The 15901-nt window shown below is 49.5% G+C and carries 11 protein-coding genes; 10 read left to right on the top strand and 1 reads right to left on the bottom strand.

The genetic code is table 11. The features are described from left to right. Positions 1 to 128 precede the first annotated feature (128 nt). Entirely contained in the window at positions 129 to 2537 is a 2409-nt protein-coding gene (locus tag H8S75_RS03840) for a glycoside hydrolase family 94 protein (RefSeq protein ID WP_187019419.1), read from the top strand. Further along, the gene (locus H8S75_RS03845) at positions 2534 to 4009 is read left to right on the top strand and encodes a phosphoglucomutase/phosphomannomutase family protein (RefSeq protein ID WP_187019421.1); all 1476 of its coding nucleotides are present in this window, start codon (positions 2534 to 2536) and stop codon (positions 4007 to 4009) included. The genes H8S75_RS03840 and H8S75_RS03845 overlap by 4 nt, the downstream gene beginning before the upstream one ends. Positions 4010 to 4113: 104 nt before the next feature. Here the strand turns inward: H8S75_RS03845 and H8S75_RS03850 are convergent, their stop codons facing one another. Then, complete coding sequence (locus H8S75_RS03850; RefSeq protein ID WP_243270160.1) at positions 4114 to 4785, bottom strand: Crp/Fnr family transcriptional regulator; 672 nt, start codon at positions 4783 to 4785, stop codon at positions 4114 to 4116. Between the two features lie 162 nt (positions 4786 to 4947). On the opposite strand from H8S75_RS03850, the gene H8S75_RS03855 reads away from it, so the two are divergent. From H8S75_RS03855 to H8S75_RS03890, 8 genes are all read left to right on the top strand, one after another. Continuing rightward, positions 4948 to 6408 carry an SLC13 family permease gene (locus tag H8S75_RS03855; RefSeq protein ID WP_187019425.1) on the top strand — a complete coding sequence of 487 codons (1461 nt, stop codon included), beginning with the start codon at positions 4948 to 4950 and terminating at the stop codon, positions 6406 to 6408. 79 nt (positions 6409 to 6487) lie between these two features. Further along, on the top strand, positions 6488 to 7093 hold the full coding sequence (locus H8S75_RS03860; RefSeq protein ID WP_187019427.1) for an N-acetylmuramoyl-L-alanine amidase family protein: 606 nt from the start codon (positions 6488 to 6490) through the stop codon (positions 7091 to 7093). A gap of 501 nt (positions 7094 to 7594) precedes the next feature. Then, entirely contained in the window at positions 7595 to 8362 is a 768-nt protein-coding gene (locus H8S75_RS03865; protein ID WP_025532197.1) for an IclR family transcriptional regulator, read from the top strand. A gap of 8 nt (positions 8363 to 8370) precedes the next feature. Continuing rightward, positions 8371 to 10053, top strand: coding sequence for a dihydroxy-acid dehydratase (gene ilvD, locus H8S75_RS03870; protein ID WP_187019429.1), 1683 nt, complete (start codon positions 8371 to 8373; stop codon positions 10051 to 10053). An 11-nt stretch (positions 10054 to 10064) separates the two neighbouring features. Further along, positions 10065 to 10970, top strand: a complete 906-nt coding sequence (locus H8S75_RS03875; RefSeq protein WP_187019431.1) for a dihydrodipicolinate synthase family protein — start codon at positions 10065 to 10067, stop codon at positions 10968 to 10970. Positions 10971 to 10983: 13 nt separating this feature from the next. Beyond that, positions 10984 to 12357: a GntP family permease gene (locus H8S75_RS03880; RefSeq protein WP_187019433.1), complete on the top strand. Its 1374-nt coding sequence runs from the start codon at positions 10984 to 10986 to the stop codon at positions 12355 to 12357. Positions 12358 to 12558: 201 nt separating this feature from the next. Next, a complete protein-coding gene (locus tag H8S75_RS03885) occupies positions 12559 to 14301 on the top strand; it encodes a sensor histidine kinase (protein WP_187019435.1) in 1743 nt (580 codons plus the stop codon). Between the two features lie 173 nt (positions 14302 to 14474). Further along, positions 14475 to 15881 carry an ABC transporter substrate-binding protein gene (locus H8S75_RS03890; RefSeq protein ID WP_187019436.1) on the top strand — a complete coding sequence of 469 codons (1407 nt, stop codon included), beginning with the start codon at positions 14475 to 14477 and terminating at the stop codon, positions 15879 to 15881. Positions 15882 to 15901: the final 20 nt, after the last annotated feature.

A 15901-nucleotide genomic window follows, 5' to 3' on the forward strand; every position in this document is an offset into this window, starting at 1 on the left:
TCGCGCAAGGTTAGACAAATTTTCACACTCTCAGCCATACCTATTTTTTGGGAAAAATCTATAATTGAGATAGAACGTATGAGACTAAAATACAGGCGCTAAGTGCTCATAATAAGGAGGATAACGGGATGCAGTACGGACATTTTGATAATGAAAAAAGGGAATATGTGATCGACCGGGTAGACCTGCCCACGTCGTGGACTAATTACCTGGGAGTGAAGGATATGTGCGCCGTCGTGAACCACACGGCAGGCGGATATCTCTTCTATAAATCCCCGGAATACCACAGAATCACACGGTTTCGGGGGAATGCCGTTCCGATGGACCGGCCGGGCCATTACGTTTATGTGAGAGACGATGAGACGGGGGAATTCTGGAGTATCTCGTGGCAGCCGGTGGGAAAACCTCTAGATCAGGCGAAATACACATGCCGCCACGGCCTGTCCTACACGACGTACAGCTGTGATTACCAGGGAATCGAGGCGGAGCAGACACTGTTCATTCCGGCAGACGATCCGGTAGAACTCTGGGATGTAAAGCTTATGAACCAGAGCGGTAGAAAACGGAAATTAAGCGTTTACTCTTACTGTGAGTTTTCCTTCCATCACATTGATATAGACAATAAGAACTTTCAGATGAGTTTATATGCCGCAGGATCTACGTATGAAGACGGCATTATCGAACACGATCTGTTCTACGAGGAGTTTGGATACCAGTACTTCACCTCAGATTTTGATCCGGATGGTTTCGACTGTCTGCGGGACAAATTCATCGGCCTCTACCGCACCGAGGATAATCCGGCGGCGGTGGAACGCGGCGAGATGAGCGGAAGCTTCGAAAAGGGCGGCAATCACTGCGGCGCCCTGAAAAAATGCCTGGAACTGGAACCGGGAGAGGAATCGAGACTCATCTTCCTGCTGGGCGAGGGGAAGCGGGAAGAAGGCCGCGCCATGCGGGCAAAGTATGCGGATCACTGCGCCGTCGATCAGGCATACAGCGATTTGAAAGCGTTCTGGGACAATAAATGTAACCGGCTTCAGATCGATACCCCGGACGAGGGCATGAACACGCTGATCAATACGTGGACGCTGTACCAGGCGGAGATCAACGTCATGTTCTCCCGGTTCGCCTCCTTTATCGAGGTCGGCGGCCGGACCGGACTGGGATACCGGGATACGGCGCAGGATGCCATGACGGTGCCTCACTCCAATCCGGAGAAATGCCGCCAGAGGCTGGTAGAGCTGCTTCGCGGCCTCGTATCGGCCGGATACGGCCTGCACTTATTCCAGCCGGAGTGGTTCGATCCGGACACGGAGGTGAAACCGTTTAAATCGCCTACTGTTGTGCCGACTCCGAAGGTTTCTGATATGATCCATGGCCTTGAGGATACCTGCTCTGACGATGCGCTGTGGCTGATTGCCTCCATCGTGGAATATGTAAAGGAGACCGGAGAGTACGGATTCTTCGATGAGGTCATCACCTATGCCGACGGCGGAAGCGGCACGGTCTATGAGCATATGAAGAAAATTCTGGATTTTTCTGCGGAGCAGATCGGGGCTCACGGCGTCTGCAAGGGGCTTCGTGCCGACTGGAACGACTGCCTGAATCTGGGAGGCGGAGAGAGCGCACTCGTATCCTTCCTTCATTACTGGGCCATCGACAACTTCCTGGAGGCGGCTTCCTGGCTGGGGAGAGAGGACGATGTGAAGTACTATACCGATATGGGCCATACCGTGAAGGAAATCTGTGACAGGGAGCTGTGGGATGACGGCTGGTATATCCGCGGCATCACCAAAAACGGAAGGAAGATCGGCACCCATCAGGACCGGGAAGGCAGGCTGCATCTGGAGTCCAACAGTTGGGCGGTATTGTCCGGCGCTGCGGATTTCGAAAAGGGAATCCAGGCGATGGACGCTGTGGATGAATACTTATACACACCGTACGGAATTATGCTCAATGGCCCGTCCTACACGGTTCCTGACGATGATATCGGCTTTGTCACCAGAGTTTATCCCGGTGTAAAGGAAAACGGATCCGTCTTCAGCCACCCGAACCCATGGGCGTGGGCTGCGGAATGCAAGCTGGGAAGAGGCGACCGGGCAATGAAGTTCTATCATGCATTGTGCCCTTACTATCAGAATGATATAATAGAAATCAGGGAGGCAGAGCCGTATTCTTACTGTCAGTTTATTATGGGAAAGGATCACACGGCTTACGGCCGGGCACGCCACCCGTTTATGACCGGAAGCGGCGGCTGGGCGTATTTTTCCGCAACCCGCTATATGCTGGGGATCCGTCCGCAGTTTGACTGCCTTCAGATTGATCCCTGTATTCCGGCCGACTGGAAGGAATTCTCTGTAAAACGCGTATGGCGCGGCGCAGAGTACCGTATCTTCGTGAAGAATCCGGATGGCGTGATGAAGGGTATAAAGGAATTGGTACTGGATGGCAAAAAGGTAAGTAAGATACCTGCTTTCGAAGCAGGAAGCAGTCATGAAGTAACTGTTGTCATGGGAAATGAAGGAGGAGAATCATGATTAAATTTGGCACAGGCGGCTGGAGAGCCGTTATCGGCGATGATTTTACGAGGGAGAATATCCAGAAGCTGTCCAAGGCTCTCGTAAACAAGATGAAGGACGAGGGGGTCGCGGAACAGGGCGTGGCCATCGGCTACGACAGGAGATTCTTATCGAAGGAATCCGCAATCTGGGCCAGTGAAGTGTTTGCGGCAGAGGACATTCCGGTGAAATTTATCCTCGGTTCCGCACCGACCCCGCTCATCATGTTCTTTGTCATGCGCCATGAGCTGCCTTACGGCATGATGATTACGGCCAGCCATAATCCGGCGGTCTATAATGGTATCAAGGTATTCACAAAGGGCGGCCGCGATGCGGATGAACTCCAGACCCAGGAGATCGAACGGTATATTCATGGAATCGAAGAGGAGGTGCTTAAAGCGGCCTGTGTCAGCCGCGGCTCTGAAGCCGGGGAACCGGCGGTTCGCATCATGGAGTATGAGAAAGGAATCGGGACCGGAATCATCGAGGAGATCAATCCTTTAAATGAGTATCTGGATAATATTATCGGTGCGGTCGATATGCAGGCCATCCGGGACCGTGGTTTAAGAATTGCCATTGATCCCATGTACGGTGTCAGCAACACGTCGCTGCGGACCATTTTGGCGACGGCACGCTGTGACGTACAGGTGATTCACGAAGAGCATGACACGCTGTTCGGCGGAAAACTGCCGGCGCCGTCCGCATTTACGCTGAGAAGCCTGCAGAATTACGTGGTAGACCGCAAGTGCGATATCGGAATCGCCACCGATGGAGATGCCGACCGCGTGGGCGTTATCGACGATACGGGTAAATTCCTCCATCCCAACGACATTCTGGTCATGCTTTATTACTATCTGGTTAAGTACAAAGGCTGGAAGGGCGCGGTAGTCCGCAACGTGGCGACCACCCATATGCTCGACAAGGTGGCGGAGGGCTTCGGAGAGAAGTGCTACGAGGTGCCGGTAGGCTTTAAGTATATCTCTGCGAAGATGAATGAGACGAATGCCATCATCGGCGGCGAGTCCTCGGGCGGATTGACGGTTCGGGGCCACATCAACGGCAAGGACGGTATCTACGCATCCACACTTCTGGTGGAGATGATCGCCGTTACCGGCAAGAAGCTGTCCCAGATCGCTAAGGATATCGAAGAAGAGTACGGCGCGATCCATATGGAGGAGCGCGATTACAAGTTCAGCCAGGAAAAGAAGGATCAGATTTATGACACCCTCTTAATCCAGAAACAGCTTCCGGAAATGGATCTGGAGATCGATAAGATTTCCTATCTGGATGGCTGCAAGGTGTACTTTAAGAACGGCGGCTGGATTATCGCAAGATTTTCCGGAACGGAACCGCTTTTGAGGATATTCTGCGAGATGGGAGATCCGAAGGACGCGGTGAGAATGTGCGAGAGTTTTGAAGAGTTTCTTGATATTAAGGGAAACAGGAATTAATGGATTGACTGGTAAAGAAAGTAAACAGATTGGTAAACGGATGTCGGAGGGCAAAACTGAATCGTTCAGTTTTGCCCTCCGTTATTGAAAATGAATTACCTTGATCAGCTGTTTTGCAGCATCGTCATCGCTCTTAACTTTTCTTCATCCTGTATAATCAGGCACCCGTCTTCCCGGGCCAGGATTCCCGTCTCTCTCAGCTTCCTGGCAATGCGGCTTACGGTCACCGGATGCATGCCCAGATAGTTGGCGACCTCTACGAAGGAAAATGCCTTGGGGATCATGGATTTCCCCTGTTTCTTTATGCAGTAGGTCAGGAGCCACTTGCAGAACTGCGCAGTTTTGTCACCATCCATCATCCACTGGATCTTATTCACCAGTTCCAGATAATTTAAGGTCGTTGCGCCCAGAACACACTGGGTGAAATACGGGGAAGAATCCATCATGGACTCAAACTGTTTCTCCCTCATGCTGTAGTAGACGCAGTTTGTCTTTGCTGTTATCCAGAACGGGGAGGGAGTGATGTAGCGCTGCCAGTCATAGGGGAAGTGCTTCACCAGCGCATTGGCGAAGCCGACCAGCCGTTTTTCTCCGAAATAGAGGTAAATATGTTCTTCTCCATCATCATTGATCCGCGTCAGTGCGGCGATCCCTTCATCCAGAAAACAGATATTGTCACAGCCCTCCCGCGATGGATCAAACAGATATTGATTCTTTTTCGCTTCTTTGCGAACTCCGTAGCGAATAAAATCTTCTCTGATCTGATATGGTTCCATGGTCATCCTCCCGTATAAATCCTTTTTTACTGATATAACTATAGCACACCTTGTCACCGGTATCCACTGAAAAATGCATTTTGAATCTTAGCACCTGCTATTGGTATGAGTGATATCAGTATGTTAATATTGTGACAATAAAACTTACCAGGGGGAAATACCATGAGACAAAAGAAAAATATGTATCCGTTTCACTGCCTGATCGGCATCGCGATTATGCTCCTGTTTCGTCTGCTTCCGATTAACATGCCCAATATTACACCTGTGGGAAAACAGATCTTCGGCATCTTCATCGGAACGCTCTACTTATGGACGACGGTCGACCCGGTCTGGTCCAGCATCCTCTGTATTTTCATGATCGGCACCTCCGGCTATGCGCCGATGGGAGCCGTACTGAACACCGCATTCGGCAATCCAACGGTTGTCCAGCTGTTCTTTCTGATGATCCTGATGAACAGTCTCCAGACCAACCGGATCAGCGCTTATATCGGCCGCTTCTTCCTGACAAGAAAATTTATTATCGGCCGTCCATGGGCGTTTACCGCCATACTCTTTGTAGGCTCCATGCTGATAGCCGCGTTTGTAGGCTGCTTTGCGCCGATTTTCCTGTTCTGGCCGATCCTTTACGATATCTTTGATGATATTGGCATGAAGCCCTTCGAGGCGTATCCAACAATTATGATCATCTTGATTGTCGTGGCCTGTGCCATCGGTTTCCCGGTTCCGCCTTATATGAGTAACGGCCTCGCGCTGATCTCCAACTACACAACCGTGTCTCAGAACCTTCTGGGTACAACCGTTACCATTAACAACGGCCAGTGGCTGTTTGTTGCACTGATTTACGGCTTCGCGTGCAGCGGAGCTGTGATCCTCTTTACCAAATATGTCCTGCATCCTGACGTGAGCAAGCTGAAGAATCTGACGCTGGAACAGCTCAACAAAAATCCGCTGCCTCCGCTGAGCAGAAGACAGAAGACCGTGGCCCTGATCTGTGTCTGTTTCCTGCTAAGCATGCTTCTGCCAAGCCTTTTCCCCACACTTCCGGGCATGGCATGGCTCAGCGCCAATTCCTTCGGTATGGCCCTTTTGTTCCTGGTGATCTTATTTGCTGTGAAAATCGATGGGGCTCCGGCTATCACAATTGAAGAAAATGTTAAGGTGTTTGCCTGGGGAACGTATTTTCTGGTGACATCCGCGATATTATTGGGAGGCGTGCTGACGAATGAGAGCACAGGAGTGACTGCATTTTTAAATGCAATACTTTCCCCGATCTTTACGGGTATGAGCCCGCTGGTCTTCGGCGCCATGCTCCTGATCATCGGATGTGTGCTGACCAATGTATGTAATTCCCTGGTGATCGGCATGATCCTTCAGCCGGTGATAGCCACCTACTGTCTCCAGGCCGGGATTAATTCTGCTCCATTGGTATCCATCATGGGAATCTTCGTGCTCTCATGTGCCATCGCGACTCCGGCGGCATCTCCGTTTGCGGCCATGCTGTTCAGCAATAAGAGCTGGCTGAAATCCGGAGATATCTACCGCTACAACATCATGTACGTGGTGCTGGAACTGGTACTGGCACTTCTGGTAGGGCTGCCCCTTGCCAATGCGCTGATTCATTAGATGAAAATATGCGGCTGCTATAGCTTTCCCCTGCGCTTTATCGTATAATGAAAGAAATACGATTTACAGGAGGGACTATATGAAAAAGCAATACAAAAAATTGGCGGTTTATTTTATGAGCGGCAGCCTTCTGGTGTCCACCTTCACCGTGGTTCCCGGAACCCCGTTATCCATCGAGGCGGAGGCGCACTCCGGGCGTACGGATGCCAACGGAGGCCACAAAGACAACAAGAATAAGAGTGGACTGGGAAGCTACCATTACCATTGCGGCGGCCATCCGGCGCACCTGCATCCCAACGGCGTATGCCCGTATCAGTCGGGGACTGCTTCTGAGGACAAGCAGACATCAAAGCAGCCGGAGCAGAAGCCGGCAGCACAGCCGGAAACGAAGGCAGAGACTCAGCCGGAGACCCAGGCGGCTGCCATTGGCTGGTATCAGGACGCAAGTGGCTGGTACTATTGCAAAGGGGAGAACCAGTATTGCAAAGACGGCTGGCAGGAGATCGACAGTAAGTGGTATTACTTCGACGCCAACGGCTATATGAAAACAGGCTGGCTGATTTTGGGGGATGACTGGTACTATCTGGCCTCTGACGGCCATATGGTGACCGGAGATATGGAAATCGACGGAACCTTGTATTACTTTGAGACGAATGGGGTACTGACAGACGATTACTACGACTGATGAAGATATGGCCTGGATTTGTCTTTCTGGAAACTTTCTGGAAAGTGAATTCATATTTCACATATATTTCACAAGTTGTACAAAATTTATTTACATCTTCTACAAACTTACTTCATAACTCTTGCGTATACTATAAACATAGACAAGAAAAACTTGTTTAATAAAAAGACTTTTTTTCATAACTCGCCGGTGGAACCCACATTCCACCGGCTCCTCCCTTTTATGGGGGATTTTTTTGTTTATCCTCTTTGATTGTAAGTTCTGACCGGCTTCCCCTGAGAATTTCATATTTAGAATAGAAAAGAGCATGAAAAATAGTATATTTTATATTTGAAATATATCGAAAAAAACAGCCATTTTTTTGTAACTATCAGACAAAAAAACGGCTGCTTTTTTTGCTTTTTATCCATTGACGATACGATCCAATCTTTTTATAATGACAATATCAATTGATTCTACATTTAAAAAGATAATTCCATATATGGAATAGAAGGAGGGGCCATGGACCTTCAGGAACAAATGAAAGAGTATAGTGCTTTAAAAGCACTTCAGATCATTCTGGCTTTAGCAGAGCAGAAAGGTTGGGTGAATATCAGTGATATCGCAGAAGCAACCGGTTTAAGCCCGAGTACGGTTCACCGGATTCTGCAGGAACTTCAGGCATGCGGCTTTGTTTCAAAAAACAAAGAGGCGAGGCAGTATAAACTGGGGATGGGCATGATGAATATTGCCCTGAAAGTAAATATGTCGGATTATTTGCTGGAAGCGGCGCAGGAGGAGATGATCCGGTTGAATGAGCTGTCGTTAGAGACCATTCATCTGATCGCGCCGGATAACGATAAGGCAGTATACATAGGAAAGATGGATGCAAAAAACCAGATTCAGCTGAGATCCAGGATTGGATGGAAGATTCCTCTTCAATGTACATCAGGAGGAAAGCTGATTCTTGCGTATCACAGCAGAGAATGGGTGGACAGTTATTTGAACTATAACCCGCTTAAGCAGTATACGAATAATACGATTATCCATAAAGAAACTCTGCACAGAGAGCTGGAATTGATCCGACAGCAGGGATACTCACTGGATAACCGGGAGCATAATCCGGATATCGTCTGTATTGCGGCACCGATCTTTGGAATTGATGGAAATCTTGCCGGAACGATAGGAATATCTGCTCCGGATTACCGATTCTCACCGGAGAAGGCCTGTTCCTTTGCGGAAGAGGTGAAACGAAGCGCAGCGGCAATAACAGAAAAATTACAGGCATAGGAGGACATATGGAGGACTTTACTTATAAAAATACAAAATACAGAAGTGCGGTTGTCGTAAATGGAATGAGTATGGCAGGGCCGAGAGCACACTTCAGGGGGATGGGCCTGTCGAACGAAGAGTTAAGAAAACCATTCATTGGAATTATCAACACACATAATGAGATGCATCCAGGCCACGTCCATCTGGATAAGCTGGCAGAACAGGTTAAAGCGGGGGTATCGGAGGCAGGAGGCGTGCCGTTTGAGATTAATACAATCTCCATCTGCGACGGTTTTACGCAGGGCCATGCCGGGATGTGCAGTGTGCTTCCCAGCAGGGAAGTGATTACGGATTCCATTGAAGTGTATGTAAACGCCCATATGCTGGATGGGCTTGTACTGCTAGGCGGCTGCGATAAGATTGTCCCGGCCATGCTGATGGCTATGCTGCGGATTAATATACCGGCAATTCTGGTAACGGGCGGACCGATGATGCCTGCCGTCTATCAGTCGAAGAGCTATGCAACTTACGAGTTGAAGGAAATGGCTGGAAAACTGTTAAAGGGTGAGATATCAAAGGAAGAGTATGAGGAAATGGAAGGCATCATGTCACCCGGACCCGGTTCCTGCGCTATGATGGGGACCGCGAACAGCATGTCCATTGCAGCGGAAGCAATGGGACTGACCCTGCCGGGCTGTGCGGGAGCCCATGCAGTAGCGGGTAAAAAGAAGCGCATTGCAAGACAGAGCGGTGTCCGGATTGTATCCCTTGTAGAGGAAAATATATGTCCGCGGGATATTGTCACCCAGGAGATGCTGGAATTATCTGCGAGAGTATGCGTCAGTGTCGGCGGTTCGACCAATATCACACTTCATTATCCCGCAATCGCGAAAGAAGGCAGGCTTCATATGACTATGAACGAGCTGGGAGAGATATCAAAGACAACGCCGTATCTGGCTAAGATTAAGCCGTCAGGTGTGCACACTATGCTGGATTTCGACGAAGCCGGCGGAGTGGGCGCCGTGCTGAAAGCCTTGTCCGGAATGGCAGATCTGGATCTTATGACGGTGAATGGTAAAACTCACAGACAGAATGCAGACCGGCTGACAAGCTGGAATCAGGAGGTGATCCGGACGGTGGAACACGCCTATGCACCTGAAGGCTCCATTGCAGTTTTGCATGGAAATCTGGCGCCGAAGGGCTGTGTCGTCAAGCAGAGTGCGGTTGTGGCGCAGATGAGAAAGCACACGGGACCAGCCCGCTGCTTTGAGTGTGAGGAGGACGCGGTAAAGGCGATTTACGAAGGTGCAGTTAAAGATGGAGATGTCATCGTCATACGTAACGAAGGTCCGAAAGGAGGCCCTGGAATGCGGGAAATGCTGACCGCTACGGCAGCACTGGTAGGCATGGGATATTCAGAAACGGTGGCTCTGATTACGGATGGCCGCTTCTCCGGTGCGACACGGGGACCGTGCATCGGCCATATTTCACCAGAGACGTCACAAAGAGGGCCCATCGCGGCATTGCAGGATGGAGACAGAATATCCATCGATATTGACGGCGGCAGCCTGTCGGTAGAACTGTCCGAGGACGAGATAGAAAGAAGGCTGAAAAAGCTGCCGGAATTTCAATATAAAATTACAGAGGGGTATCTTTACCGTTATGCGAGGGAAGTTTCCTCTGCGGATGAAGGCGCTGTCTTAAAGTGAGGAGAAAGTAAATGAAGGATATAACATTGCAGGGAATTACAGCTCCGGTACTCACTCCCTTTTGCAAAAATGGGGAAGTCAATACCGAAGAGTATGCAAGGTTAATTAAGTATATCACCGGCTGCGGAATAAGAGGGATTTTTGTAGGCGGAACCAGCGGTGAATTCGTTAATCTCAGAACGGAAGAGAGGGAGCGTCTCCTGGCTGCTGCGAAAGAAGCGGCAGAAGAGGAGGTAACAGTACTCTTTAATGTGACTGCCATGAACGAGTACGAATTGTACCATATGATCGAATGGGCTAAGAAGGAAGGCGCGGATGCGGTCTCTGTTACCGCTCCGTACTATCACAGATATGATGAGAAGGCGCTGTGTCGGTACTTTGGAAAAGTGGCGGAAGCGGCGGAGGGAATGCCGGTATATCTTTATAATATGAGCGGCATGACGAATAACCCCATCACGCCGATGGTGTTGAAAACAGTGGCAGAGCAGCATCGGAATATCTGCGGAGTGAAGGACAGCAGCATGGATTTTATGACCCTGCTGAGCTATCAGGTTGCAATGGAAAAGATGGATTTTGAGCTGATCACGGGGAATGATGCCCAGGTGCTCCCTGCCCTTATGACAGGAGCCGCCGGAGGGATTATCGCTGTTGCCAGCGTATTTCCTGAACTTTCATTCAGCATATGGTCAAATTTTAAAGAAGGAAACATAGAGGCGGCCAAAGCATCGCAGAAAACAGTTTTGCAGATTCGGGAACTGTTTCGCTCTGTTATGCCGACAATCGCACATAAGGAAGCCTTAAAATTAAAAGGCTTTGATATGGGACCGTCTCGTTTTCCGTTCAGAGATTTAACGGAAGAGGAAATGAGGAAGCTTAAAAGGGGCCTGGTAAATCTGGGCATGATTAAGGGAGATTAAGTGGGAGGTTTATATGGTTACTGGAGGATGGTTAATCGTTATTTTTCTGATTGCGATCGCAATTTTACTGATTACAATTATTAAATTCAAAGTCAACGCTTTTATTGCATTGCTGGTAACAACAATTGGAACAGGCCTTATGGTGCGGATGCCGGTCTCAGATATTTCGAAGGTAATCGGAAACGGATTCGGCAATACACTGGGGAGCATCGGTGTTATTATCGGCCTGGGAGTCATGCTGGGAAGATTTTTGTATGAATCCGGTGGAATTGAGGTCATTGCGGATACATTCCTGAAAAGATTCAATGGCTCAAAATCCAGAATAGCAGTGGCTATGGCGGGCTTTATCACCGGAATTCCTGTCTTTGGAGACGTTGTACATATTATGTACGCGCCTATGGTACGTGTGATTTCAAAGAAAACGAAGGTATCAATTGTTTCCCTGTGCTGTGCAACTGTCTGTGCTACCGTGGCGACAGGAGCGATGGTAATACCGACTCCGAATCCCATGGCAGTAGCGGAAAATCTTCAGCTGGACTATGGTGTCTTCTTCCTCTATGCCGCGCTTGCAGGCTTGTTCGGTACCATTGTAGGCGGTTTGGGATATGGCAGATTCCTGGATTGGCAGGACAGGAAAAATCATCATGAATATGCGTTTGAGGATATTGAAGATTTTGAAAAGGAGAGCAGAACATCGACTGCAGGAAGAAAAGTTCCAGGCTTTGGTGTGGCGGTATCGATTCTTCTGGTTCCCATTATGCTGATACTCTTTGGAAGCTTTGGACCTATGATCCTGCCGGAGGGCGGGACGCTCGTTAAGATACTGAACTTTGTGGGGGATAAAAATATTGCGATGCTGATCGGCGTCATTTATGCCGCTCTTGTTTCTCTTCCATATCTGCAAAAACCGGTTGGAGATGTGATGAACGATGCCGCCGGTCAGGTGGGTCTGGTGCTTCTGATTACCGGCTCGGGTGGTGCCTTTGGAAAGATGCTTCAGTCAACGGGAATCGCTGATTTTATAGCTGCCTCACTCTCTCAGTTCCATATCCCGGTACTGGTGCTGTGCTTCATCATAGCCCAGATACTCCGCTGTGCACAGGGCTCAACAGGAGTTGCGCTGATTACGACCTCCTCCATGTTTGCCCCATTGATTGCCGCCAGCGGGATATCACCTGTTCTTTGCGGTATTGCGATCTGCGCGGGCGGAATCGGTTTATCCCTTCCCAATGATTCCGGCTTCTGGGCGATTAACCGTTTTTACAAAATCTCAGTTGAGGATACCATACGCGCATGGACGATCGGAGGTTTTATAACCGGAGTTGCCGCACTTGTGTTTGTCTGCATCTTGTCCGTATTCCAGGCACATTTGCCGGGCTTGCTATAAAAATATAATAACAGAAATGGCATCTCTTTTATGGTTCTTAATCATAAGGGAGGTGCTATTTTTTACGTCACGAAACGCTCTGAAGATAATGATGTTGCTTTGTTTTGATAATAATAGTACAATTTATGCATATGGTCTTCATGAAGAAAGCGTTATACAACATAGAAAAAAACAGCTGTTAAACGCGGCAAGGGAGCAGAGATGAAAAAGCAGGGAAAAAACGAAATTTCCATGAAATGGCGAATGATAGGCATCATGCTGATGTGCTGGCTGCTGCCGTTCTGTCTGATTATCGGAGTGGCTGGCTACTATATTTTAAGCAACCGCTACGGGACCGTGGCGCAGGGGGTCGTGGACCAGGTGGTCTATGACGGGCAAATCTGTGTGGAACGGCTGAATCACGGTATCAACGCGTCCCGGAAGGCGACCTATGACCAGACGCTGGAGAAGGCGTGGAGAGAGTACTCCCGCGGCAATTTAAGTTATGGTGGCCTTTATACCGCGAGCAATGATTATTTAAATAAGGAGTACCGCCAGAACCAGTGTTTTTCCACTACTATTCTGTGGTGCTACGAGGAGCCGGAGCGGATGAACTGCAGCGTCTACAACAACGCGGCCGGCGGTACGTATCAGCAGGTGCAGACCTACTGGAGAGAGGACCATGAAAGGGTAAAGGCGTTTCTCTCCACCCTGGACACGGCCCTTGGGTACATCAACCTGGACGGCAGGATCTACATGGTCAGGAACCTTCTTGACAATTCATATTATCAGTTCGGAGCGCTGATCATGCGCCTGGACAAATCATACTGTTTTGGCCCCCTCATCGATTCCCCGCAGGGGGAGAATGTCCTCGTCCGCCTCGACGGCCAGGCCATTCTGCTGAAGGGCGGAGATATCGAAGAGATGATAAAAGAAAGCAGCAGCGCCGCACAGCAGACGGGATACAGCCGCAAAAACGGAAATCTCTACGTTTATGATACGCAGAAGGAAGAGTACTTCACCCTGTCGGTGATGATGCAGGCGGATAAACGGATTATTCAGGCGCCGTTTTATGGCTATCCCTTCGTCGTCGCAGGCATGCTTTTGTTCCTGGTGCCTCTGCTTTTGATTCTGCTTCGCGTATTCAACCGGAATGTTACGAAGCCGATTACGGACATGATGGAAGGCGCCGATCAGATTGAAATGGGAAATCTTGGCTATCAGATAAAGGAGGCGCCGGAAAACCAGGAGTTTAGGTACTTGATGGAGTCCTTTAACCAGATGTCCGAACGGCTGAAGTATCAGTTTGACCACATCTATGAGGAGGAGATCGCGCTGCGGGATGCCAGGATTATGGCGCTCCAGTCCCATATCAACCCTCATTTCATGAATAATACGCTGGAGATCATCAACTGGGAGGCCCGCCTGGGCGGAAATGAGAAGGTCTCCCGGATGATCGAGGCCCTGGCTACGCTGATGGATGCGGCCATGGACCGGAAGAAGCGGACCTTTGTCCCTCTTTCCGAGGAGATGATGTATGTGAACGCCTATTTATACATCAATTCCGAGCGCTTCGGCAAACGGCTCACCGTAATCAAGGAGCTGGATGAATCCATCATGCAGTATGAAGTGCCGCGGCTGATTCTGCAGCCCGTTATTGAAAATGCCATCGAACACGGTGTCAGGCCCAGCGGCCGGGGAACCGTGATCCTGCGGGGCTATGAGAAGGAGGGATTTCTCTATCTGGATATCGTGAATGACGGAACCCTGACACCTGCGGAGGAAGAGAAGATCAGCCGCCTTCTGTCGCCCGATTATGACTTCAGCCGGGAACCCTCGGGAAACCTTGGCATTGCCAACGTGAACCAGCGCCTGAGGATTCTGTATGGAGAGCCATGCGGCCTTACAATAGAGAAAGACGAGGAACAGCATGTCATCGCACGTCTTACGATAGCTGTCCAGTAGAGAGTGCCAGTGAGCAGTTGTATTTTCTTGTTCTGTGATAAATGAACAAGAAAATACAACAAATGGCAGAACTGGTTATTCATTTTTGCACCCGAATCAGCGATAATAATGACATGAGATATACAAATTGCAGGAATGCAAAGGGTGTATAAAAAAAACAGGAGGCAATTAATATGAAGAAAAGAACGATGGCATTATTACTGGCAGGGGCTATGACAACAACCGTATTCACCGGCTGCTCCAAACAGTCCACAACAGATACGACGGCTGCTCCCAAGACCGAGGCAGGAACCGAGGCGAAAACAGAGGGAGAGGCGAAGACAGAGGCCCCGACTGAAGCAAAGAAAGCAGTCGCATTAAACGTTATGACTACATTCGCAGGCGAGGACGGCAACGCTCCGAACTACCAGAAGGCAGTAAAGGACTGGGAAGCTTCGACAGGAAACACCGTAAACGATTCCTCTGCAGTTTCCGACGAGACCGTAAAGGCCCGTGTGGCAAGTGATTTCCAGATGGGTTCCGAGCCGGACGTACTGTTCTGGTTTAACGGCGCAGACGCCAACTCCTTCATCGAGGCGGGCAAGGTTATGTCCATCGATGACATTCGCAAGGAATATCCGGAGTACGCTTCCAATATGAACGACGATTTAATCGCCGCATCTCTCGTAGACGGAAAGAAATACGCAGTGCCGGTTAATGGTTTCTGGGAGGCCATGTTCGTCAATACAACAGTTCTGGACGCAGCAGGCGTAGCTGTACCGGGACCGGATTACACATGGGAACAGTTCCTGGCAGACTGTGAGAAGATCAAGGCAGCAGGCTACAGCCCAATCGCAGCGGCGCTCGGCAACATTCCTCATTACTGGTGGGAGTACGCCATCTTTAATCACAATACACCGGCAAACCATTGTGACATTCCGGAATCTGTAGACGATGCACAGGGCCAGTCATGGGTAGCAGGCATCAACGATGTCAAAGATTTATATGAAAAAGAGTACTTCCCGAAGAATACATTATCTGCAACAGATGATGATACATTCCTTGCCTTCACAGAAGATAAGGCTGCATTCCTAATCGACGGTTCCTGGAAAGTAGGCGGAATCGCAGGCGCATGCCAGTCCGACCCGAATGACCCAGCCACCATGGATACCGAGAAGCTCGACAAATTCACCGTTACTTACGTACCAGGCATGGGAGACAGAAAAGCAACTGATTTAATCGGCGGTTTATCCATGGGATATTACATCACGAAGAAAGCATGGGATGATCCGGATAAGAGAGAGGCTGCAGTCAACTTCGTAGAGTATATGACTTCCAATGAAATCGTACCGATCTTCGCACAGCATACAGCTTCCGCACTGAAAGAAGCGCCGGCGGTAGACCAGAGCCAGTTCAACTCCTTACAGGTAAAGGCAATGGATATGATGAGCGGCGTTACCTCCTTAACACCGGCTGTTCAGGATATTTTCCAGGGCGAATGCAGAACGTCAACCTTTGACGGAATGCCGCAGATCGTAACAGGCAAGGTAACGGCAGAAGATGCTGTGAAGGAAGGCCTGGAGATTTACCACGCAAACTAAATAACTGTCAATTCAAAGCC

Source organism: Hungatella hominis, from assembly GCF_014288005.1.
Taxonomy (GTDB): domain Bacteria; phylum Bacillota; class Clostridia; order Lachnospirales; family Lachnospiraceae; genus Hungatella; species Hungatella effluvii.